The 17681-nt window shown below is 73.2% G+C and carries 18 protein-coding genes; 4 read left to right on the forward strand and 14 right to left on the reverse strand.

Going from position 1 to position 17681, the window contains the following annotated elements:
- The first annotated feature begins 239 nt into the window (after positions 1-239).
- Positions 240-722: a cold shock domain-containing protein gene (locus tag ACIG87_RS03845; protein WP_396847897.1), complete on the forward strand. Its 483-nt coding sequence runs from the start codon at positions 240-242 to the stop codon at positions 720-722.
- A gap of 61 nt (positions 723-783) precedes the next feature.
- On the opposite strand, the gene ACIG87_RS03850 is transcribed toward ACIG87_RS03845, so the two are convergent.
- The 6 genes from ACIG87_RS03850 to ACIG87_RS03875 form a co-directional block, all read right to left on the reverse strand.
- Positions 784-2394 (reverse strand): hypothetical protein, encoded by a 1611-nt coding sequence (locus ACIG87_RS03850; protein WP_396847899.1) that lies wholly within the window; start codon positions 2392-2394, stop codon positions 784-786.
- Complete coding sequence (locus tag ACIG87_RS03855; RefSeq protein ID WP_396847900.1) at positions 2394-2795, reverse strand: YciI family protein; 402 nt, start codon at positions 2793-2795, stop codon at positions 2394-2396. Before ACIG87_RS03855 ends, ACIG87_RS03850 begins: the two co-directional genes overlap by 1 nt.
- A complete protein-coding gene (locus tag ACIG87_RS03860) occupies positions 2792-4114 on the reverse strand; it encodes a hypothetical protein (RefSeq protein WP_396847902.1) in 1323 nt (440 codons plus the stop codon). The genes ACIG87_RS03855 and ACIG87_RS03860 overlap by 4 nt, the downstream gene beginning before the upstream one ends.
- Positions 4115-4160: 46 nt before the next feature.
- Positions 4161-4922: an SDR family NAD(P)-dependent oxidoreductase gene (locus tag ACIG87_RS03865; protein WP_396847904.1), complete on the reverse strand. Its 762-nt coding sequence runs from the start codon at positions 4920-4922 to the stop codon at positions 4161-4163.
- Positions 4923-4993: 71 nt separating this feature from the next.
- Entirely contained in the window at positions 4994-5974 is a 981-nt protein-coding gene (locus ACIG87_RS03870) for an alpha-ketoacid dehydrogenase subunit beta (protein ID WP_396847906.1), read from the reverse strand.
- Positions 5967-6875 (reverse strand): thiamine pyrophosphate-dependent dehydrogenase E1 component subunit alpha, encoded by a 909-nt coding sequence (locus ACIG87_RS03875; protein WP_396847908.1) that lies wholly within the window; start codon positions 6873-6875, stop codon positions 5967-5969. The genes ACIG87_RS03870 and ACIG87_RS03875 overlap by 8 nt, the downstream gene beginning before the upstream one ends.
- A 156-nt stretch (positions 6876-7031) precedes the next feature.
- Between ACIG87_RS03875 and ACIG87_RS03880 the strand changes: the two genes are divergently transcribed.
- Entirely contained in the window at positions 7032-8162 is a 1131-nt protein-coding gene (locus tag ACIG87_RS03880; protein ID WP_396847910.1) for a mandelate racemase/muconate lactonizing enzyme family protein, read from the forward strand.
- Between the two features lie 65 nt (positions 8163-8227).
- On the opposite strand, the gene ACIG87_RS03885 is transcribed toward ACIG87_RS03880, so the two are convergent.
- The 6 genes from ACIG87_RS03885 to ACIG87_RS03910 form a co-directional block, all read right to left on the reverse strand.
- Complete coding sequence (locus ACIG87_RS03885; protein ID WP_396847911.1) at positions 8228-8578, reverse strand: L-rhamnose mutarotase; 351 nt, start codon at positions 8576-8578, stop codon at positions 8228-8230.
- 76 nt (positions 8579-8654) lie between these two features.
- On the reverse strand, positions 8655-9488 hold the full coding sequence (locus ACIG87_RS03890) for a carbohydrate ABC transporter permease (RefSeq protein ID WP_396847913.1): 834 nt from the start codon (positions 9486-9488) through the stop codon (positions 8655-8657).
- Positions 9485-10444 (reverse strand): carbohydrate ABC transporter permease, encoded by a 960-nt coding sequence (locus ACIG87_RS03895; protein WP_396847915.1) that lies wholly within the window; start codon positions 10442-10444, stop codon positions 9485-9487. The genes ACIG87_RS03890 and ACIG87_RS03895 overlap by 4 nt, the downstream gene beginning before the upstream one ends.
- A gap of 60 nt (positions 10445-10504) precedes the next feature.
- Positions 10505-11800 carry an ABC transporter substrate-binding protein gene (locus ACIG87_RS03900; RefSeq protein WP_396847917.1) on the reverse strand — a complete coding sequence of 432 codons (1296 nt, stop codon included), beginning with the start codon at positions 11798-11800 and terminating at the stop codon, positions 10505-10507.
- Positions 11801-11831: 31 nt separating this feature from the next.
- Positions 11832-12818: a Gfo/Idh/MocA family protein gene (locus ACIG87_RS03905; RefSeq protein WP_396847919.1), complete on the reverse strand. Its 987-nt coding sequence runs from the start codon at positions 12816-12818 to the stop codon at positions 11832-11834.
- The gene (locus ACIG87_RS03910) at positions 12815-14062 is read right to left on the reverse strand and encodes a M20 family metallopeptidase (RefSeq protein WP_396847920.1); all 1248 of its coding nucleotides are present in this window, start codon (positions 14060-14062) and stop codon (positions 12815-12817) included. The genes ACIG87_RS03905 and ACIG87_RS03910 overlap by 4 nt, the downstream gene beginning before the upstream one ends.
- 110 nt (positions 14063-14172) lie before the next feature.
- Here ACIG87_RS03910 and ACIG87_RS03915 point away from each other — a divergent pair, with 110 nt between their 5' ends.
- Positions 14173-15051, forward strand: coding sequence for an amidohydrolase family protein (locus ACIG87_RS03915; protein ID WP_396847921.1), 879 nt, complete (start codon positions 14173-14175; stop codon positions 15049-15051).
- 67 nt (positions 15052-15118) lie between these two features.
- On the opposite strand, the gene ACIG87_RS03920 is transcribed toward ACIG87_RS03915, so the two are convergent.
- Complete coding sequence (locus ACIG87_RS03920; RefSeq protein ID WP_396847923.1) at positions 15119-15835, reverse strand: GntR family transcriptional regulator; 717 nt, start codon at positions 15833-15835, stop codon at positions 15119-15121.
- Between the two features lie 344 nt (positions 15836-16179).
- On the opposite strand from ACIG87_RS03920, the gene ACIG87_RS03925 reads away from it, so the two are divergent.
- On the forward strand, positions 16180-16800 hold the full coding sequence (locus ACIG87_RS03925) for a fumarylacetoacetate hydrolase family protein (RefSeq protein WP_396847924.1): 621 nt from the start codon (positions 16180-16182) through the stop codon (positions 16798-16800).
- Between the two features lie 28 nt (positions 16801-16828).
- Here ACIG87_RS03925 and ACIG87_RS03930 read toward each other — a convergent pair whose 3' ends face one another.
- Positions 16829-17566 (reverse strand): SDR family NAD(P)-dependent oxidoreductase, encoded by a 738-nt coding sequence (locus ACIG87_RS03930; RefSeq protein ID WP_396847926.1) that lies wholly within the window; start codon positions 17564-17566, stop codon positions 16829-16831.
- Positions 17567-17681 lie beyond the last annotated feature (115 nt).

Below are 17681 nucleotides of genomic sequence, written 5' to 3' on the forward strand. Positions count from 1 at the left end.
GCACGTCACCGCGGGGCGGGGGTTCCTGAGCAGGCATCCGCCCCGATCGCGAAGGGGTGGCAGCTTCCGTGGGTGGCGCTGGGTGCACTGAAGTCATGGCGAGAACCGGGCACCCCGCCCCACCGTCGTCGCCGCACTCCTTGGCACGGGCCGATCTCCGGGAACTCCCCTGACTCAGCGTCAGGAGGGGTTCCCGTTCGCGCGACGGCCCTTACCATGGGTGCTGCGCCGAGGGTGGCGTGCTTCTGGTGGCTTTGATCTGGTGGCTCTTGTTCGGTGGGGTGGTGGTCGCAGTGGCAGTCGGAACGATTCTCAGCTTCGACGACGTGAAGGGTTACGGCTTCATCAGCCCGGAGGGCGGTGGTGAGGACGTCTTTGTGCATGCGAACGACTTCGGTGATCAGCGACCGGTCGTGTCGCCGGGTATGCGGGTGGAGTTCGAGTCGGTGGAGGGCAATCGCGGCGTCAAGGCGCTGTACGCCCGCCTGCTCAACCCCGGCGCGGGGGCCGCGCCGCGTCCGGTGGCGGTGTCCGGCGGGACGGCCACGAGCAGGGTGACGGCCGACGACGACGAGTGTGACGTCCTGACCGCCGCCGCCTTCCGTTCCGACATCACGGATCTCCTCGTGGAACAGGTGCCGACGCTCACCGGCGGCCAGATCAGCCAGATCCGGCAGCACCTCATGCAGCTCGCGCGCTCGCACGGCTGGATCGAGGACTGATTCCGGCCGTCGCCTGCCGATGGGGGCCGATGTGCGGCACTCCCCGCAGGGGGTCGCCGGGTCAACCGGCCGAGTAGGCGTGTCGCGCGGTCCGCTCGGCGAGCCACAGCCACCGGCGCTGCACCTCACCGCCGGTGGCCGCGACCATGGCGAGGGCGTCGCCGGACACGGCGGTGAGGGCCGGGCCGGTGGCCGCCGGGTCGTCGAGCAGGGCCGCGCCGTCCCGGAACGCCTCGGCCTCGGCCGGTCCGCCGAACCGGGGGGCCACCTCGTCGCGCCAGAAGTCGGCCCAGGCCAGCTCCGGGTTCCAGGAGAACCGGGCGTACGCCAGGTAGCTGATCTCGTTGGTGGGGTGGTACGCGGACGGCTCGGCGAAGATGGTCAGCCCCCGCATCCCGGCTGCCCCGGACCGGGTGGCCAGGTCGGCGTAGAGCTCGGGTACCCAGGAGTGGCGCTGTCGGTTCCACTGCGATCCGGCGTGGGTCCGCAGCACGTTCGTGGTGTGCGGCAGCCGTCCGACGTGCTCGGCGGTCAGCCGGTCCCGCTGGTCGTGCCAGAAGCCCCGGTTCACGCAGTACTGGTAGGCCACGTCGTCGGGCAGGTCCGCGAGGGGCTGCTGCGCGTCGAGGTCGAAGATGTTGTCCCAGTACACCTCGACGAGGTGCCGCAGCGACACCCCGGCCGGGCCGGGCCGCCGGGCGGTCTCCAGCAGCGTCGGGTAGACCGACCGCATCGCCTCGTACGACCAGGAGGTGCGCTCCCCGCCGGTGCGCTCCCCGCCGGTGCGCTCCCCGCCGGTGCGCTCGGCGCACCGGGCGCAGGCGCAACTGCCGTAGTCGCCGGTCTCGAAGTTGATCCCGCCGACCGGCAGGGTGTCGAGCAGCCAGTCGATCGCGTCGCGGTGCCAGGCCAGGTTGTCCGGCTGGGACGGGCAGGCGGCCATCATGTACTCGCTGGCCGGGAAGTGCAGGTCACCGAACTCGTCGATGTCGAAGCCGACCTTCTTCGGTAGCTCCGCGGCGAGGTCGGGGCGTTGCCGCAGCCAGGTGGCCAGGTTGTACCGGTGCCGGCCGTCGAAGTAGATCCCGCCGTAGGCGTTGATCCCGACCCCGGCGATGATCCGCACACCCCGTGCGTTGGCGTACTCACACAGGTCGCGGGCCGCCTCGACGCCGCCGTGGGCGTCGCGCAGCAGCCCGTACACGACGATCCCGCCGATCCGCTCGCGGCTGCAGAAGTCGACCAACCGGCGGTAGTCGGCGCCGAAGGCGTCGGCGGACTTCGCGTACGGGTTGAGCGCGCCGATCTCCTGCTGCCCGAGCTGCCGGGTGTCCCAGTTGGTGGAGTGGTCCCAGGTCCACAGGGTACGCAGCGGCAGCCCGGGGTCGCTGCCGGACGCGCCCACCGGTAGCCCGGCGGGGGTGGCCGCAGCGAGCAGGGCCCGGGCCGCGTACACCAGGCCGGCGAACGGGTCGCCGCTGAGCCGGATCTCGCCCCGATCCGGCACCTCGATCCGGTGACCTCCCTCGGGCAGCGCCGGGTCGACGGCGAGCCGGACCGGTACCGCGTCGGGGCCGCCCTCCCCCCACGCCTCGCGGAGCAGGCCGGCGGCGAACGGGGCGTGCTCGGCCCCGAGCACCCGCACACCGGAAACCTGGCGGAACGACGACATCATGACCTCCCGAGGGTCGGTGCGGTGGCGGCGAGGTAGTCGACCACGTCGATCGCGGTCCACACCCCGTGCCGCCAGTAGGGGTCCTGTTCGAGGTGGGCGCGGGCGGCGGTCGCGTCGGCGGCGCGCAGCACCAGCACCGAGGCGCGCAGGTCGGCGTGCGCCCCGACGACGAGGGCGGTGCCGTCGACGAGCAGGGCGCGCATGTGCGCCAGGTGCGCGGCCCGGTGTGGTTCCCGTCGGACGGCGGCGTCGGCGGCGAAGGCGGCGGTGACCAGGTAGGTCGGCGCGAAGTGCAACTCCCCACCCGGGTCGCCGCCGGACCCGGCCGGCCCACCCGGGTCGCCGCCGGGCCGGTGTGGGCCGGTCGGGTGGGCCGCCCCGGGCGCGGGGGGCCTCACGCGTCGACCCCGATCGCGCCGAGCAGCCGCTGCATGGCGACCCGGTAGACGGTCTGGGGGCGGCCCGCGCCGGTGCTGACGTGCACCCCGACCTCCTCGGCGAAACCGGCTGCGCGCAGCGCGTTGAGCAGCCGGCGGGCCGAGCGGGCCTCCACCCCGTACGCGTCGGCGAGGCCCCGTGCGGTGATCTGGTCGGGGTCCAGCTGGTGCAGGGCCTCCAGCAGCCGCCGGGTGGACAACGGCCCGATCCGCAGCTGCTCGGAGACGCGCAGCATGCCCGGGTCGGTCTCGCGCAGCCGAGGGCGCACGGCGGTCTCCCGGCTGGAGTGGACTTCCCCGTCGGGGAACACCACGTGGGTGTCGCCGCTGTGCCGGCCGAGGGCGAGGGCCTTGCGGGCGTTGTCCTCGGCGGCGGCGATGGTGGTGCCGGCGCCGAAGCCGACGGCGTGCTCCACGTCGACGCCGCGCAGGGTGAGCAGGGAGGCGTGCCCGTCACGGTGCCGGGCGAGGGCGCTCTCCACGGTGCCCCGGGTGGTGGTGATCAGCATCGTCCGGTCGTCGACGGTGGCCAGCCGGCCGCGCATCCGCTCGGCGTGTGCCAGCAGCGCCTCGCGTACCCGTAGCCGTTGCCGCTCCGCCTGGTACGGGTCCTGTGCCCGGTTCGTCGGCGTACCCAGGTCGACCATCATGACCGCGATCTGGGTGGCCCGGGACTGGCGTACCTCGGCGGCGAGCCAGGCCCGGCGCAGCGCGTCGCGCACGGAGGCGCGGGTGTGTTCGACGCGCCACACCGACACCCCGCTGTCGGCGAGGTCCCGGTGCACCGCGCCGAGGCAGGTCAGGCACGCCTCGACCGCGCCGGAGGCGTACCGCTCCCGGTGGTAGGCGGTGATCTCGTCGAGGCCGGCGAAGAGCAGCCCGGACGAGTCGGCGATCGGCAGGATCTCGGTGGGCGGCTCGACCTCGATGTCGTGGTAGGTCTCCCGGACGATCTCCGCCTCGATGGTGTCGACGCTGACCCGGGGCAGCCGTCCGCCGGTGGCCAGCAGCATCCGCGACAGCGTCCGGTACAGGTCGATGCCGGCGTGCGGGACGTAGTCGACCTCCGCCCGCAGCTCCCCGGCGGCGTGGGCGAACGCGTACGGGATGCGGCCGGTGAACAGCAGCACCTGGCACACCTCGTCCAGCTCACGGGCCAACTCGGGGGCCTGCTCCGGGCGGGTGTACGCACGCGTGGTCACCGCCTCCGCGCGGCCCTCCCCGGCCGCCACCTCCCTGACGAGCCGGATCGAGTCCTCCGGGCCGATGATCCCGATCACGATACTGCCTCCACGTGGTGTGCCGCTGGCCTGGTGGGTGGGGTGCTCAGCCGGTCCAGACCGTGCCGGTGAGGCCGGCGCTGACCGGCGACGCCAGCAGGACCAGCGCCGAGGCGACGTCCTCGGGGCGACCCAGCGCGGCCTCGATCGCGGCGACCCGCCCGCCGTCGGTGCCATTGGCCCGTGCCTCGTCCAGCGACCGTCGCATCAGCGGCGTGTCGATGTCCCCGGGGCAGAGCGCGTGTACCCGGATCCCCTGTGGACCGAGTTGTCGGGCCAGCGTGAGCGACAGACCGTGCAACCCTCCCTTACTCGCGCCGTAGGGTACCGAGCCGGAGCCGATCTGCACGCCCGCCTTCGACCCGACCAGCACCAGCACCCCACCGTCAGGGTTCAGGTGCCGGGCGGCGTGCTTGGCGACCAGGAAGGGGCCGGTGAGGTTGACGGCGATCACCTGGGCCCACAGCTCGATCGGCACGTCCCGGACGTCCAGGCCCTGGCCGCGCATGATTCCCGCGACGTGCAGCACGGCGTCGATTCCGCCCAGTTCGGTGGCGACGGCGTCGAGCGCCCCGGCGACCTCGGCCTCGACGGTGACGTCCACGCCCCGGGCGCAGGCCCGCGCCCCGGCGGACCGGGCGGCGTCGGCGGCCTCGGCCGCGCCGGTGGCGTCGGCGTCGAGCACGGCGACCACCGCGCCGGCCACGGCGGCGGCCCGCACGGTGGCCCGGCCGATGCCGGACGCACCGCCGACGACGACCACCCGCCGGCCGGCCAGCAGGCCGACGGTCGCGGTCTCGCCGCTCACGCCCGGACCGGGCGGCGGGCCCGCCGCCCGGTCCGGCTGATCGCCTGGTCCGACCTGGCCCGCGCGGTCGCTCACGCGTGGACCGTCCGGCGCACCGCGTCGGCCACGGTCGCCGCTTCCGGCACCACGACCGCCTGGAGGGCGGGTGCGGCGGGCATCGGCACGTCCGGGGCGGCCACCCGGGCGATCGGGGCGTGCAGGTCGGCGAAGCACTCGGCGGCGGCTCGGGCGGCGATCTCCGCGCCGAACCCGCCGGTCAGGTTCGCCTCGTGCGCGACGACCAGCCGGCCGGTGCGGGCCACCGACGCGGCGACGGTGTCGAAGTCGAGCGGGTTGAGCCAGCGCAGGTCGACCACCTCGACGTCGACGCCCTCCTCGGCCAGGGTGGCGGCGGCGTCGAGGGCCGCCGACACCATCCGGGACCAGGCGACGACGGTGACGTCGGCGCCGGGCCGGACCACCCGGGCCCCGCCGACCTCCTCGACCGGGGCGTCGGTGCGCACCGGGCCCCGGGTCGGGTAGAGCATCCGGGCCTCGGCGACCACCACCGGGTCGTCGCTGACGACCGCGGTACGCAGCATCTGGTACGCGTCGTCCGGGGTGGCCGGCAGCGCGACCCGCAGCCCCGGGGTGTGCGCGAAGTACGCCTCCGGCGAGTGCGAGTGCTGGGCGCACGCCCCCGGCGAGTAACCCTGCTGCATCCGGATCACCAGCGGGGCCTTCCACCGCCCGGCGCTGGAGTAGTGGATGGTGGAGATCTGGTTGACGATCTGGTCCATCGCCACGAACGAGAAGTCGGCGTACATGATCTCGGCGATCGGCCGTAGCCCGGTCATGGCCGCGCCGAGGGCCATGCCGAGGAAGCCGGTCTCGGAGATCGGGGTGTCGAAGATCCGGTCGGAGCCGAACCGCTTGTGCAGCCCCTTGGTCGCGCCGAACGGCCCACCGGGCAGCGCGACGTCCTCGCCGAAGTACACCGTGTCGGTGCGACTGTCCAGGGCCCAGGTGAGCGCCGCGTTGACGGCCTGGATGTAGCGCAGCGACTCAGACATAGACGTGCTCCTTGGCGGTCGCCGGGTCCGGGTACGGCACGGCGCGGGCGGCGGTGACGGCGGACTCGATCTCGGTGGACACCTCGGCGTCGATGGCGTCGAGTCGGGCGGTGAGGTCCGCGTCGGCGGCCCGGCGGATGCGGGCCAGCGGTTCGCGTTCCCGGGCAGCGGTGATCTCGCCGGCCGGGCGGTAGTGCTGTGCGTCGCCGCTGTAGTGGCCGACGAGTCGTTCGGTCATGGCCTCCACGATGGACGGTCCCGAGCCCTCGCGAGCCCGGTCCACGGCCTCGGCGACCGCCTCGGCGACGGCATCGGGGTCGTTGCCGTCGACCACCCGGCCGGGCAGACCGTAGCCGGCGGCCCGCTCGGCGAGCTGGCGGACGCGCACCATGTCGGAGATCCGGGACATCTCGGAGTAGACGTTGTTCTCCACCACCAGCACCAGCGGCAGGTCGAGCACGGCGGCCAGGTTGAGTGCCTCGTGCACGTTGCCCTGGTTCATCGCGCCGTCGCCGATGGTCACCACCGACACGGCCCCGCTGCCGGTGCGCTGCGCGGTGAGCGCCGCGCCGGTCGCGATCGGCACCCCGGCGCCCACGATGGAGTTCTCGCCGACGAACCAGCGTCCCGGGTCCGACAGGTACGGCGAGGCCGCGCGCCCGCCGCAGAGCGCCGAGTCGCGCCCCATCATCTCGGCGAACAGGCCGGTCAGGTCGACGCCGCGGGCGATCGCCCAGCCGTGGCCCCGGTAGGTCGCGGTGACGTGGTCGCCGTCGCGCAACGCCCGGCAGGCACCGACCGGGATGGCCTCCTGACCGTTGCACAGGTGGATCGAGCCCGGGATCTCGCCGGCGTCCTTGAGGGCGGTCAGCCGCTCCTCGAACCGGCGGATCCGGGCCATGAGCCGATAGTCGTCGAGCCGCCCCATCACACCCCCAGAGATAATTGAGCCTTATTAGGCTCGTTGGTTGAGGAGCCTAGACCAGCAGTCCAAGCCTATGGAAGAGTGCACAAGCAAGTTTGTGGCCGTTATTTGTCTCTAATTGGGGGAGTCGGCATGGAGATCGCCGAGGTGGAGTCGGTGGTACGCGGTGACGCGCACTTCGTCCACGTACGCACGTCCGACGGGCTGACCGGGGCCGGCCAGTCCGCCTGCTGGGGATACCCGGGCGCGGTGCACGCCGTGGTGGAGACGTTCCGGCCGTACCTGCTCGGGGCCGACCCGAACCGGATCGAGCACCACTGGCACCACCTCTACCGGATGGGCCCGTTCCGGGGCTCGGTGCTCTCCGCCGCCGTCTCCGCCGTCGACCTGGCCCTGTGGGACCTGCTCGGCAAGCGGCTCGGGGTGCCGGTGTGGCAGCTGCTCGGCGGTCGGGTGCGCGACAGGATCCGGCTGCACCTGCTGCTGCCGGGGACCGGCGCGCAGGCCCTCGCGGGCCAGTCGGCCGCCGCCGTGGCGGACGGCTTCACCGCGGTGAAGTTCGACCCGCTGCCGGCGAACTACGGCGACCTGTCGCAGGCCCGCCTGGTGGCCGAGACCGAGGCCACCACGGCGGCCGTCCGCGACACCGTCGGCCCGGACGTCGACCTGCTGATCGAGCTGCACCGCAAGCTCACCCCGTTGCAGGCGCAGGCCGTGGTGCCGGCGCTGGGCCGGCACCACCCGCTGCTGGTCGAGGACCCGATCCAGATCGACAGCGTGAGCAGTCAGGCCGAGGTGGCCCGGCGGGCACCGGAGGTGCCGATGGCCAACGGGGAGCGGCTGCACACCATCTGGGAGTTCAAGGAACTGCTGGCCCAGGGCGGCGCGCAGTACGTCCGGCCCGACGTCGGGCTGGCCGGCGGGCTCAGCCACGCCCGGAAGATCGCCGCGTTGGCCGAGGCCCATCACGCGGCCGTGGTCAGCCACAACTGCCTCGGCCCGCTGCTCACCATGGCCTCGGTGCAGCTCGACACGGTCATCCCGAACTTCGTCACCCAGGAGTACTCGCCACTGGACGACCAGCTTGCCGACGGCCCGGTCCGGGCCTGCGTCCGACGCGACGGTGGGTTCCTGCCGGTGCCGCAGGACCCTGGCCTGGGCGTGACGCTCGACCTGACCGACACCCGGCCGCTGGATCTGACCGGCCGGCCGTTGACCCGCATTCCGCTGCGCGCCGACGGCTCGGTCGCGTACGCGGTCTGACGGCGCACACCGCGACGGCCCGGCGGGGATCTCCCCACCGGGCCGTCGCGCGGTGGTCGCGCTCCTCACGGCGGCGGTTGCCCCGGGTGGTGGAACACCGGGTACGCCCACAGCGGCTCGCCGTCGGCATCGGCGACCTCGGCGAACAGGTCGGCCAGCGACGCCGTCCAGCGGGCCTGCACGTCCGAGGCGGCGGTGACCGCGCGGGCCGCGGCGAGACCCCGGCGGGTCCGCAGCACACAGATCAGCAGCAGGTCGTGCCGGTAGATGTGGTAGTCGTAGATGCCCGCCTCGTCGAGCAGCGCGGACAGCTCGGGCCACACCCGGGCGTGCCGCCGTTCGTACTCGGCCTCCGCGCCGGGGCGCAGCCGGTACAGGTGGCACACCTGCTCACCCGGCCCGGCCGCCCCGCTCACCGGCTCTCCCGCCGGGTGCGGCCGGTCGCCGTCGCCTGGTGCCCGAGCCGGCGAGCGCGGGTGCGGCCGGTCGCCGTCACTTGCCCGAGCCGGCGAGCGCGCCGGAGACGAGTTGCCGCTGGAAGACCAGGTAGACGATCAGCACCGGCAGCAGCGCCACGATCAGCCCGGCGCTGACCAGCGGCACGGACACGTCGTACTGGCCGCTGAGGAGGGAGACGCCGACCATCAACGTCTTGCTGTCCGAGCCGCCCATGATGACCAGCGGCAGCAGCAGGTCGTTCCACATCCAGACGAAGTTGAAGATGGCCAGCGCCGCGATCGCCGGGGTGGCGATCGGGGCGAGCAGCCGGAACAGGATGGTCAGGTGCCCCGCGCCGTCGACCCGGGCCGCCTCGATCAGCTCGTCGGGCACCTGCTGGAAGTAGCCGGCGAGCTGGTAGGTGCCCAACGGCAGCCCGAACGCCGCGTACGCCAGGATCAGGCCCTGGTACTGGCCGGACATGCCGAGGTCCAGCACCGTCTGGTAGAGCGGGTAGATGATCGCCTGGCTGGGGATGGTCAGCGTCACGATGATCAGCAGGAAGACGACCTTCCCGCCCCGGAACCGCAGCTTGGTCACCGCGTACGCGACCAGCAGCGCGGCGAGCACCGACAGCACCAGCCCGCCGAGTGTGGTGATCAGCGAGTTGAGCAGCAGCCGGGGCATGTCCATCCGGCGGAACGCCTCCAAGTAGTTCTCCAGGGTGATCCCGGCCGGCAGGCCCAGCGGGTCGTCGGCGAAGCCGGACTGCGTCTTCACCGAACTGACCACGGTGAACAGCAGCGGGTAGAGCGCCGCGACGGCGACGACGACCAACGCGAACGTCAACAGGTAGCGCCCGATCCGGGCGGAGTGGCGCGGGTTCATCGCGGCTTCCGGGTCCCCTCTGTGAACATGTGCCGCACGCTGAAGATCGACAGCACGGCGACGAAGACGAACAGGGCGATGCCGATGGCCGAGCCGTAGCCGCGGTCCAGGAACTGGAAGGTGGTGAGGAAGACCAGGTACTCGGGGAGCATGGTGGCGTCCCCCGGACCGCCCTGGGTCAGCGCGTAGATCAGCGGGAACAGCCAGATCAGCACGCCGGAGGCGCAGAGCACGCTCCAGTACGCCACGGTCGGGCGCAGCATCGGCACGACCACCGACCACAGTTGCCGGAAGAACCCGGCCCCGTCGAGGTACGCCGCCTCCAGGGTCTCCTCCGGAATGGTGGCCAGCCCGGCGAGGTAGGTCATCACGCCGAGCCCGAAGAAGCTCCACAGGGCGACCGCCACCAGCGAGAACAGTGCGCTGTACCGACCGTTGAGCCACTCGATCGCCAGCGGCTCCAGCCCGACGAAGCGCAGCAGGGCGTTCAGTGGCCCGTCGGGGGCGAGGATCTGCCGGAACATGATGCCGACCACGATCGGCGCGATGGTGTACGGCACGAAGTACACGGCCCGGAAGAACTTCCAACCCGGCGACCGTTGGTGGATCAGCAGCGCCAGGATCAGCGGGAGCACGACCCACACCGGCAGGGTGGCCACCACCAGCAGCGCGTTGCGGAAGCTGGTGAGCACCATCGGGTCGTCGAACATCCGGGTGTAGTTGTCCGCCCCGGCGAACTCGCTGCCGCCGAACCCGCTGGACGACTCGAAGCTGGTGATCACCCCCCGGACCAGCGGCACCAGCTTGAACAGCACCGCCAGGACGAGGGCGGGGAGCACCAGCGCGGCGCCCAGCCACCACTCCCGGGCCCGCCCGGGGCGGGGCGGCCGGCGGGTCGGCGCGGGCGGGCCGTCGGTGGCCCCGGGCTTCGACACCGGCGCGGTGGAGATCGTCATCAGGGTTCCTCCCCCGGGTCGGTCGGGCGGGGCGACACCACGTCGCCCCGCCCGGGGTGGTTACTTGCCCTGCTTCTTCGTGGGGCTGCGCTCCAGCGCCTGCTGCATCTGGTCGGCCCACTTGTCCACGGTGAGCTGACCGAGGGTGACCTGCTGCCAGCCCCGGGCCAGGGCGTCGGCCTCCGGGCCGGAGAGCATCACCCCGGCGTGCAGGGTCGGCTGGGCGACCAGTTCCTGGATCTTCAGGTAGGCCGGCGAGGACGGCAGCAGCGCCTTGTCGACGTTCTTGTTCAGCGGCTGGCCCTTGGCGTGCTTGACCCACAGCTCGCCGTTCTCCTTGCCGGCGAGCCAGCTGATGAACTCCAGACCGGCCTGCTTCTTCTCGCTCCACTGGGTGACCCCGTAGACCGCGCCCTCGATGCCGGAGAACTTGCCCGAAAGCGGCGCGGCCGGGTCGATCGCCGGCCAGCGGGTGACGCCGAGCTTGTCGTCGCCGAGGGCCTTGCCGAACGCCTCCCAGTTCACCGCATCGGAGATGATGGTGCCGGCGAACGCGGCGTCGCCGCGCTGGAAGATGTCCGCGCCGTCGGGGAGCATGGTGATCGACGGGGCGTTCTTGTTGGCCCAGCCCTTGGTGGTGATCTCGGCGAGCTTCTCCAGCACCGCGACCAGCTTCGGGTCCTTCCAGGACAGCTTGCCGGCGAGCAGGGCCCGGATGTCGTCCTCGGTGAGGTAGTTGCGGGCGATCTCCGGGAAGTCCCAGTACGCCGGGAAGGTGCCGGACAGGCCGAGCGCCAGGCAGGTCTTGCCGGCCTTCTTCACCGCCTCGCAGGCCGCGCCGAACTCGTCCCAGGTCGCCGGGGGCCGCTCCGGGTCCAGCCCGGCGGCGGTCAGCACCGCCTTGTTGTAGTACAGGACGTTGCCCTGGTACGAGAAGGGCACCCCGTAGCAGGTCTTGCTGGTGTCGAAGCCCTCGCAGGCGCCGCTGTAGGTGACCAGGTCCTTGGTGATCTCGGCGGCCTTGTCGCCCAGCGGCACGTACGCGCCTCGTCGGTCGAACAGCTCCAACCCGGCGTTGTTGGCCATCACGTCCGGCCCCGACTGCGAGGTGATGTAGGGGCCCTGCACCTCGGGATACTTGTCGAACGGGACGGACTGCATCTCCAGCTTGATGTCCTGGTGGCTGGCCTCGAAGCTGGTCTTGACCTGCTTCCAGTACTCGGTGCCGCCCGGCTCCCAGGTCAGCACCTTGAGGGTGACCGGGCCGTCGGCGGCGTCGTCGCCACCGCATCCGGTCAGCAGCGCGGCGGCGGCCATGCCGGCGGCGAGGACGCCGGCCAATCTCCGTCGAAACATCGGGTTAGCTCCTGTCAACAAGTGGGGGGGCTCAGGGGAGTCGGCGGACCGCGCCGCCGGTGCGGGCGCTCTCGGCCACCGCCTCGGCGACCCGTACGACGTGCAGGCCGTCGGCGAGCGGGACGATCGCCGTCGGTGCGGTGCCGTCGAGTTGGCCGAGGAAGTGCCGCAGCTCGGCGGCGAGCGCTCCACCGCCGTCGACCGGGGAGAGCAGCCAGTCCGGCGCCTCGGTCGGCTCGCCCTGGACGAGCAGCGTGGGGTGGCCGAGGTCGACGTGTGCGACCCCGTCGGTGCCGTACACCTCGACCAGGTCCGAGGTGTGGTTCGGGGTGCTCTCGGGGAGCAGGTAGCTGTTGCGGATCGACGACACGACGTCGTTGGCGTGCCGCAGCTCCGCCCACACCAGGACCGGGGTGGCCGATCCGGGTCGGGTCCGGGCCGCCGCGCGGACCTCGACCACGGGCGCTCCGGCGTACCAGAGGGCCAGGTCGATGTCGTGCACGGCGGTGAGCAGCGCGGGGTGGTCGCGGGGGAAGAGTCGGCTCAGGGTGCGGGGCCGGTCGCGGCGGGACGAGACGGCGAGGACGTCGCCGAGCCGGCCGGCGCGGATCGCGTCGTACAGGGCCCGGTGCGGCGGGCTGTGCCGCAGGATGTGCCCCGGCTGGCAGAGCACGCCGGTGCGTTCGGCGGCGGCGACGATGGCGGCGGCGTCGTCGACCGTCGCGGCGAGCGGCTTCTCCACCAGCACGGGCACCCCGGCGTCGAGCAACCGCACGGCCACCGCCCGGTGCGCCGGGCCCGGCACACAGACCGACGCGGCGTCCGGCGGCCCGGCGGCGAGCAGGTCGGCGACGCTGGCGTACGCCTGCGGCACCCCGTGCGCGGCGGCCACCCGCTCGCGGGTCGCTGCGTCCGGCTCGACCAGGGCACCCACCGGCGCGCCCAGCGACCGGTACGCGGCCAGGTGCCGGACACCGAACGCCCCGGCACCGATCACGGCGATCGACGGGCGACTCATGCCCCGACCGCCTCGACGGTGCCGGCGCGGTCACCCGCGCCGGCCTGGACGTCCCCGGTGACACCGTCGACGTCGGGTCCGGCCAGTCGGCCGTCGAGCACCGCCCGGGTGAGCCGCTCCAGGGCGTCCACCCCGACGCCGAGGCAGCGTTCGTCGACGTCGAAGGCGCCGGAGTGCAGCGGTGCGCCGCCGCGCTCGCCGGTGACGCCGAGTTTGACGTACAGGCTGGGGCCGAGCACGGCGAGCAGGGCGAAGTCGTCGGTGGTCAGTGGGGGTTCGGTCAGGTCGGCGACCTCGACCACCCCGGGCAGTTCGGCCCGCGCGAGGGCCACCAGGGTCGCGGCGTTGCGCACCGGGGGCATCTCGTTGGCCCAGGTGAACCGGAGTCCCAGGTCGAGCGCGGCGGCCTGTTGCCGGGCGATCCGCTCGATGACCTCCTTGAGGCGGGATCGGGTGGTCTCGTCGTGGGTGCGCAGCGTGCCGGTCGCCTCTGCCCGCTCGGCGACCTGACTCTGGCTGGCCCCGCCGGCGATCGTGCCGATGTTGAAGGCGACCAGCTCGTGCGGGTTGCGGGAGCGGGCCACCCCGGCGTGCAGCAGGTTGACGATGCCGGCGAGGCCGAGGATGGCGTCGCGGCCCAGGGCCGGGGTGGCGGCGTGCGCGGCCCGGCCGAACACCTCGAACCGGAAGGCGTCCTTGGCGGCCATCGCGGTAACCCGATCCACACCGACCGTTCCGACCGGTAGGTCGGGCCAGCAGTGCAGGCCGAGGACGGCGTCGAAGCGCCGGTCGCGCAGGGCCTCGTCGGCGAGCACTGCGGCGGCACCGGATTCCGCGCCGAACGGGATCTCCTCGGCCGGTTGGAACAGCAGGGTCACCGAACCCCGAGCGGGCGGGTCGGCCGCGAGTCGAGCCGCGACGCCGGCCACGACGGTCATGTGCACGTCGTGTCCGCAGGCGTGGCAGACGCCCGGATTGCCCGACGCCCAGGGTACCTCCTTGGCATCCTGAACCGGATAGGCGTCCATATCGGCCCGAAGTAGCACCGAGGGTCCGGGGGCGCGCGCTTCGATCTCGGCGAGGAGGCCCGTGCCGGCGATGCCGGAGCGCACCCGGGTGACCGGAGCGAGTCGATCGGCGAGAGTGGCCGCGGTCTGTCTTTCAGTGAACCGCAGCTCGGGGTCGTGGTGGAGCTGCCGCCGCAGCCGTACCAGATCGTCAACGTCCTCGTGCGCCTGCACCACGCGGTCCACTCCTCGCCTACGTCCGATAATCCGGACCTAATTGAGACAAGAACCTAAGGTAGGGGTCCTCCCGCGTCAATGGGCAGGTGGGAATCGGTTAGGGTCCGGCCATGGAACGCGTCGACGCCCATCTGCACCTCTTCGCCGACGGTTATCCGGGCCGATACGGAAGGTCACCGGCCGGGGGTGACGAACTCGCCGTCTACCGGACGTTGCGCCGCGAACACGGCATCACACAAGCGCTCGTGGTCGGCTACGAGGGCGGGCCGGAGTTCGCCGGCAACAACCGGCACCTGGCCCGGCTCGCCGACGCGCACGACTGGATCGTCCCACTGGCGTACGTTCCGGTCACCGGCGTCGACCGGGCCGGACTCGACCGGTTCCGGTCGGAGAGGTTCGCGGGCATCGCGGCGTACCTGCCGGACCGGGCCTCGGCCGACGCCTTCGCCGGCTGGGTGACGGGGGTCGCCGGGCCGCTCAACGACGCGGCGGCGGTGCTCAGCCTCAACGCCCCGCCGGAGGCGGCCGGGCGGCTCGGGCGGGCGCTGGCGGCCCTCGACGGGTGCGTGGTGCTGTTCAGCCACCTCGGCCTGCCGGGCCGGCAGCCGAGGGTTCCGAGCCCCGAGGCCGCCGCCGGCCGGCTCGCCCCGCTGACCGACCTGGCCCGGCTGCCCCACGTCGGAGTCAAGGTCTCCGGCCTGTACGCCATCAGCGAGCCCGCCGACGACTATCCCCACGCCGCCGCCCGGCCCTTCGTCGACCTGCTGCTGCACCGCTTCGGCGCGCAGCGACTGTACTGGGGCTCGGACTTCGCCCCCAGCCTGGACCAGGTGTCTTTCGCCCAGACCCTGCACCCGGTCGGGCTCGACGGGCTCTCCGCCACCGAGGTGGCCGACGTGTTCGGGGGCAACCTCCACCGCGCGCTGCGCCGCCGCGCCGCGGGGAGCGGCACGGGCCGGGGAACGACGCCCTCCGGCCCGGTCGACTGATCCGGCCCGCCCCGGCAGAGCCGTGCTCGCGTGCCGCCGGCGCTCGGGTCGCAGTGGAACGCGCCCGCTACGTCCCCGCGGGTGGGGGCCGCCCATCGGCGTCCCCGGCGAAGGTGGGCAGGTGCCGGGCCTGTGCGGAGAGCAGGTGGTGGCGCATCGCCTCGGCGGCGGCGTCCGGTTCGCCGGCGGCGACGGCGGCGGCGATCCGGCCGTGCTCGGCCACCGTCACGCGCGGGTCGGTGGCCGGGAAGTAACGGCGGTGCAGGTGCAGGTGCGCGTGCAGCCGGCTGATGGACTCCCGCAGCAGCCGGCTGCCGGACAGTTCGGCGACCAGGTCGTGGAAGCGGGCGTCCCACGCGATGAACGCGGCCCATCGGCGGTGGTCCGCTCCCGGCTCGACCGCCACCGCCGCGGCGGCCTGCTCGCCGACCCGCCCGCGCTCGTCGCCGGTGGCCTGCGTCGCCGCCCGCCGGGCCGCCGCCGGTTCGAGCAGCAGGCGCAGCTCGAACAGCTCCTCGAACTCTTTGCGGGACAGCAGCGGGGTGGTGGTGTAGCCGGTCATCGCCCGTTTGCGGACCAGGCCGTCGGATTCCAGCCGGGCCAGCGCCTCCCGGACGGGGGTGGGAGAGACCTGGAGGGAGCGGGCCAACCCGTCGATGCTGATCCGGTCGCCGGGAGCGATGGCGTGCGCCATGATCAGGGCCTGCACCGACTCGTAGACGTCGTCGGTCAGGGTGAGCCGCTGCACCGGCCGGATCCCGTCGGGCAGTGGCGGTGTGGCCATCGCGCGTCCCCTGGCTCTGTCGTCGGACCGGACCCCGGTCCGGTCCGGTCGATCATATATGATCTACGATCGATGATGGCGGTGGGCGGGCGACGCCACCGGTCGTGGAGAGGCCGTCGGATGAAGCTGATGCGGGTGGGCCCGCCGGGCGCGGAGCGGCCCGTGCTGCACGCCGACGGTCGGCACTACGACCTGTCCGCGGTGACCCCGGACATCGACGGCGCTTTTCTCGCCTCGGGTGGTCTGGACCGGGTCCGGGCGGCGCGGCACCTGCCCGAGGTGGACGTCACCGGGATGCGGGTGGGAGCGCCGGTGGCCCGGCCCGGCCCGGCGCGGTGCTGTGTGTGGGGCAGAACTACGCCGCGCACGCCGCCGAGTCCGGCACGGCGCCACCCGAGACTCCGATCATCTTCTACAAGGCGCCCAACACCGTGGTCGGCCCGTACGACGACGTGCTGGTGCCGCGCGGCTCGACCACCACCGACTGGGAGGTCGAGCTGGCCGTGGTCATCGGCCGGCGGGCCCGCTACCTGGACTCGCCCGCGCGGAGCCTGGCCCACGTGGCCGGCTACCTGGTCTCCAATGACGTGTCCGAACGCGACTTCCAGCTACGCCACTCGGGCGGCCAGTGGTCCAAGGGGAAGTCCTGCGAGACCTTCCAACCACTCGGCCCCTGGCTGGTCACGCCGGACGAGGTCGCCGACGTGCAGGACCTCGGACTGCGCTCCTGGGTCAACGGCGAGGTCCGGCAGGATTCCCGGACCGCGGACATGGTCTTCGACGTGGCGTACCTGATCTGGCACCTGTCGCAGTACACGGTGCTCGACCCGGGCGACGTGATCAACACCGGTACGCCCGAGGGGGTCGCCCTCAGCGGCCGGTTCCCCTACCTCGCCCCGGGCGACGTGGTGGAGGTCGAGGTGGACGGCCTGGGGCGGCAACGGGTCACCATGGCGTCGGCCTGACCGGGCAGCCGGCCGTGCCCCGTTCGGCTCAGCGGACCAACCGCAGGCCGGACATGCCGCCGTCGACGGCCAGCGCGGTGCCGGTGGTCGCCCCGGAGAGCGGCGAGGCGAGGAACGCCACCGCCTGGGCCACCTGGGCGGCGGTGACCAGCCGGCCGGTGGGCTGCCGGGCGGCCAGCCTGCGTTTCTCCGTGGCCGGGTCCTCGGCCCCGGCGAGCAGCCGGGTCACCCACGGGGTGTCCACCGTGGCCGGCGCCACCGTGCACACCCGGATCCCGTCGCCCACCAGATCGGCGGCCATGGCCAGGCTGAGCGCGTGCACCGCGCCCTTGGTGGCGGAGTAGACCGCCCGCTCGACCAGCCCCGCCGTCGCCGCGATCGAGGTGACGCTGACGATGGCCGCGCTGGTCGAGCGGCGCAGGTGGGGCAGGGCCGCCCGGCAGGCCCGTGCCACGCCGACGACGTTGACGTCCAGGCAGCGGTGCCACTCGGCGTCACCGGCGGTCTCCACCGTCCCGACCGCGCTGATCGCCGCGCAGTTCACCAGGACGTCGAGACCGCCCAGGGCCTCGGCGACCCGGTCCATGGTCTGCTCCAGCGGGTCGCCGACGTCGGCGGTGAGTCGCAGGTGCGGCCCACCCGACCCGGGGTCGCGATCGAGTACGGCGACCCGCGCCCCGCGCTCGGCCAGCAGGCTGACGACCGCCGCGCCGATGCCCGAACCGCCACCGGTGACCGCCGCCACCAGCCCCTGGAAATCCGTCATCTCGCTACCTCGTACCCACAGGCGGCGGTGCGGCCGGTGGTCGCCCCGCCCGTGCACCGGGCACCCACCGGGGCCGGGGCGACTTCCGTTGCCCGCACTGGCACATCGTCCCGAC

Origin of the sequence: Micromonospora sp. NPDC051925, from assembly GCF_044548625.1 — a bacterium.
In the GTDB taxonomy this organism is placed as follows: Bacteria; Actinomycetota; Actinomycetes; order Mycobacteriales; family Micromonosporaceae; genus Micromonospora.